Origin of the sequence: Azospirillum formosense (assembly GCF_013340925.1) — a bacterium.
Classification (GTDB): domain Bacteria; phylum Pseudomonadota; class Alphaproteobacteria; order Azospirillales; family Azospirillaceae; genus Azospirillum; species Azospirillum formosense.
This window is the reverse complement of sequence record NZ_WHOR01000392.1, coordinates 1-3,963: the sequence shown is the minus strand read 5'-3', so window position 1 is coordinate 3,963 and position 3,963 is coordinate 1. Positions and strand designations below refer to the sequence as shown.

The following is a 3,963-nucleotide window of genomic DNA, read 5'->3' as shown; positions in this document are numbered from 1 at the left end:
CCCGGGTCGGGCGGAGGGAGCGGCGCGGCGACCGCGCCGTGACGGTGACCCGGCCCGCCGACGCGCCGCTGGCCGGGCGGCCGGTGGTGATCGGCGACGACGTCATCAGCTCCGGCGAGACCATCTTCTCCTGCGCGCGGGCGGCGCGGGCGGCGGGGGCGGCGTCGGTCCGGGTGTTCGGGGTGCACGCCCTGTTCGACGCCGCGGTGACCGCGCGCTTCGAGGCGGAAGGGCTCGGCACGCCGCTGTCCTGCGACGGGGTTCCGCACCCCAGCAACGCCCTGCCGCTCGCCCGGCTGATCGCCGACGCGCTGGCGGCGCTCTGTTGACGGCCCGGTAACGCTTCGGTGGTAAGATAGGGGACAGGGCACAAGAAGGCGGAGTTTCGCCATGACACTGTCCCTCACCTTCCACGGCGCCGCCGGCACGGTCACCGGCTCCTGTTTCCGCATCCGGACCGGCGACGGCGACCTGCTGATCGACTGCGGCCTGTTCCAGGGCACCAAGACGGTCAAGGAGCTGAATTACCGGCCCTTCCCCTTCAAGCCGTCGGCCGTGAAGGCGGTGCTGCTGACCCACGCGCACATCGACCATTCCGGTCTGCTGCCGAAGCTGGTCCGCCAGGGCTTCAAGGGGCGGGTGCACACGACGGCCGGCACCGCCGACCTGCTGGCCTACATGCTGCCCGACAGCGGCTACATCCAGGAGACGGAGGTGGAGCGGCTGAACCGCCGCAACCGCCGGCGCGGGCGCCCGGCGGTCGAGCCGATCTACACCCAGGCCGACGCCCAGGCGGCCATCCGCCATCTGCACGCGGTCGATTACGGGGAGTGGGTGAAGGTGCTGCCCGGCATCCGCGCCCGCTTCTGGCGGGCCGGGCACATCCTCGGCTCGGCGTCGGTGGAGCTGGAGGTGTCCCGCGGCGGGGTGACGGAGACGATCCTGTTCTCCGGCGACCTCGGGCCGGGCGGCAGATCCTTCCACGCCGACGCGGAGGGGCCGCCGCGACCCGACTGGATGGTGCTGGAGACCACCTACGGCAACCGCGAGCGGGTCGAGGTGGGCGAGGCCGAGCGGCAGGCCCTGCTGCGCGACGAGGTGCGGGCGGCGCTCGCCGCGGGCGGCACGCTGCTGATCCCGGCCTTCGCGGTGGAGCGCACGCAGGAGCTTCTCTACGACCTGCACCGTCTGTTCGACCGCGGCGAGATCCCGTTGGTCGACGTGTTCCTCGACTCGCCGCTGGCCGACGCGGTCACCGGGGTGTTCCGCCGCCATCTGGCCGATCTCGGCACCGGAGGCGATCCCTTCGCCCGGCCCAACCTGCATCGCGTGCGCTCCGCCGCGGAAAGCCAGAAGCTCAACGCGATCAAGGGCGGCGCCATCATCATGGCGGCCAGCGGCATGTGCGACGCCGGGCGCATCCGCCATCACCTGAAGAACCATCTGTGGCGCCCGGAGGCGACCGTCCTTCTGGTCGGCTATCAGGCGCCGGGCACGCTGGGCCACCTGTTGCAGCATGGGGCGGAAAATGTCCGCATCCATGGCGAGGAGATCGCGGTGCGCGCCCGCATCCGGTCGCTGGACGTCTATTCCGGCCACGCCGACCGCAGCAGCCTGCTGGCCTGGGTGGCGGCGCGGCAGGGGGTGGGGCGCGGCCTGTTCCTGGTGCATGGCGAGGAGGAGGCGCGCGCCGGACTGCGCGACGCCCTGGTCCGCCGCGGCTGGGACCCGGCGCTGATCCGCCTGCCCGAACTGGACGAGGTGGTCGATTTGACCGCCGCCACCCTGACGCGCGCGCCGGCCATGGCCCAGGGCGGCCCGCCGCGGCTGGAACCGGAGGTCGTGACCGCCGGGCGGGATTGGCACAACCGCTACGCCGCCTTCCTGCTGGATCTGCACCGGGCGTTGGACGCCGCGCCCGACGACGCGTCGCGCGAGGCGCTGCTCCGCGGGATGGGCGACCGCCTGCCGCAGGCCGAGGGGCGGTCGGCGGGATGAACGGCCTGCCCACGGTCGGGCGGCGCATGTTATAGATCGGTGACGGCAGACCGGTGACGGCCGCGAAACAAAGGGATGGCGGAGCGATGGGGAAGGTGGCGAACATCGTGGTCCAGATGGCGCGGAAGCTGACCGACGACAACGCCCGGCTGGGCCGTGTTCGCAACGCCGGCAAGCCCAAGACCTTTCCCCATTTCCGGGAGATCCGGAACGCGTATCTGGACATCCAGGGGCTGGTCTTCTCGATCCAGGAGCGCTTGCAGGAGGCGGGGAACGAGCTGCCGCCCAACTTTCCGCAATGGGTGATCCGGCAGAAGCTGACCGCCATCGCCCATTTCACCGACATCAGTTACGCCTTCGTCAGCGACCCGCCCCTGGCGCTGACCAGTTCGCTCGGCGCCTTCGACGTGCTTCAGGCGGAGCAGAAGGCCTTTTCGGAAACGCTGAACGCTTTCGACATGATGCTGATGGAAGCCGGCATCGACGACAAGACCGCCGACGAGCTGGACGCCACCCGCACAAAGATCGAGCAGATCCTGGGCATGATCGAAACGCTTCTTGAGAACAGCCCCAAGGTGTTGCAGGAGTTTTGAACGCCGCCGCACGCAAGGGGCGATTGCGGAAATATTTATACGCTTTTCGCAAAGGCGCAATCTGGTTAAGGTCTACCGACGCGCGTCGTTCCATCCGGCGAAGTCCGGGAGGGCGGCAGACGGCAGGGGCGCCCCGGAAGGGCGCCGCAGCGGCGTGACAGGCAGCTTCGGTACGACCATGCAGAGGTCTTCAAGCCCCGATCCGATCGACCTCGCGCCGGGCGAGTCCGCCATGGATTCGGTGACCGTCCCGAAGCGCCTTCCCCTGCTGGCCCTGCTGGCCGCGCTTCTGCTGACCGCGCTGGCTTGGCACGACACCCGGCAGCGCGTCGCCGCGGACGCCGAAAGCCGCTTCGCCCTGCGGGTGGAGGAGTTGCACCGCCGGTTCGAGAACCAGATCCAGGTCTATGTTCAGGTGACGCGCTCCGCCGCCGCCCTGTTCACCGCCTATCCGGAGGTGAAACGCGGGGAATGGAATCGCTTCGTGGAGGGGCTGCACTTGGCGGAGCGCTTTCCGGGCATCACCGCCGTCGCCTTCGCGCGGGCCGCCGATCAATGGACGACCCCGGCGATGGTGACGGAAGCCCGGATGGACGGGCTGCGGAACTTCCGCATCTGGCCGGAGGCGACCGGTCCGGTCCGGCTCGTCACCCTCTACGCCGCTCCGGTCAACGAACGCACCCTGCGCACGCTCGGCTACGACCTGCTGTCGGAGCCGGTTCGCCGTGCCGCCGCCGAGCAGACGCGGGACAGCGGCGAACCGGCGATCACCCGCGCCGTCACCCTGCGGCTCGATGAGGGCGAGTCATCGCCACCCGCCGTCCTGGTGTTCCAGGCCGTCTACCGGGACGGGCAGAGCCCCGCCACGCAGGAGCAGCGGCGGGCCACTTTCGCCGGGCTGGTGATGACCCCGATCCACATCGCCCCGCTGGCCGAGTCCGTGTTCGGACGGATGAACGACATCGCCGCGACGGTGTTCGAAGGGCACGGTGAGTTTCCGCTCTACCGCAGCCGCCCGGAACCGTCGGACCAGCCGGTGCTGACCGCGAGCCGGGACGTCACCCTGGGCAACCGCGTCTGGTCGGTCCGCTACGAAAGCCGTTCGAGCTTCGAGGGGGGAGTGGACAGCTGGAAGCCGACGCTGGTGCTGGCGACGGGCCTGTCGCTCAGCGTGCTGCTGTCCACCCTGCTGTGGGCGCTGGCCGCGACGCGGGACCGGGCGCTGGTGATCGCCGGGCGGATCACCGCCTCGCTGCGCCGCCGCGAGACGGAGCTGGACCTGCTGTTCAACCAGGCGCCGCTGGGCATCGCCCTGATCGGGCCGGATGCCAAGTTCACCGACTGCAACCCGGCCTTCGCCCGTGCGGTCGGG

At 70.5% G+C, this 3,963-nt stretch carries 3 protein-coding genes and 1 pseudogene; all 4 read left to right on the top strand.

The window, feature by feature from the left end; translation table 11 throughout:
- Positions 1 to 329 (top strand): annotated as a pseudogene (locus tag GBZ26_RS27950) (ribose-phosphate diphosphokinase); the annotation flags it as partial.
- 61 nt (positions 330 to 390) lie between these two features.
- Positions 391 to 1,998: an MBL fold metallo-hydrolase gene (locus tag GBZ26_RS27945; protein WP_174441595.1), complete on the top strand. Its 1,608-nt coding sequence runs from the start codon at positions 391 to 393 to the stop codon at positions 1,996 to 1,998.
- 86 nt (positions 1,999 to 2,084) lie between these two features.
- A complete protein-coding gene (locus tag GBZ26_RS27940; RefSeq protein ID WP_174441594.1) occupies positions 2,085 to 2,591 on the top strand; it encodes a hypothetical protein in 507 nt (168 codons plus the stop codon).
- 178 nt (positions 2,592 to 2,769) lie between these two features.
- The coding region (locus GBZ26_RS27935; RefSeq protein ID WP_174441593.1) for a CHASE domain-containing protein at positions 2,770 to 3,963 on the top strand (1,194 nt) is incomplete at its 3' end.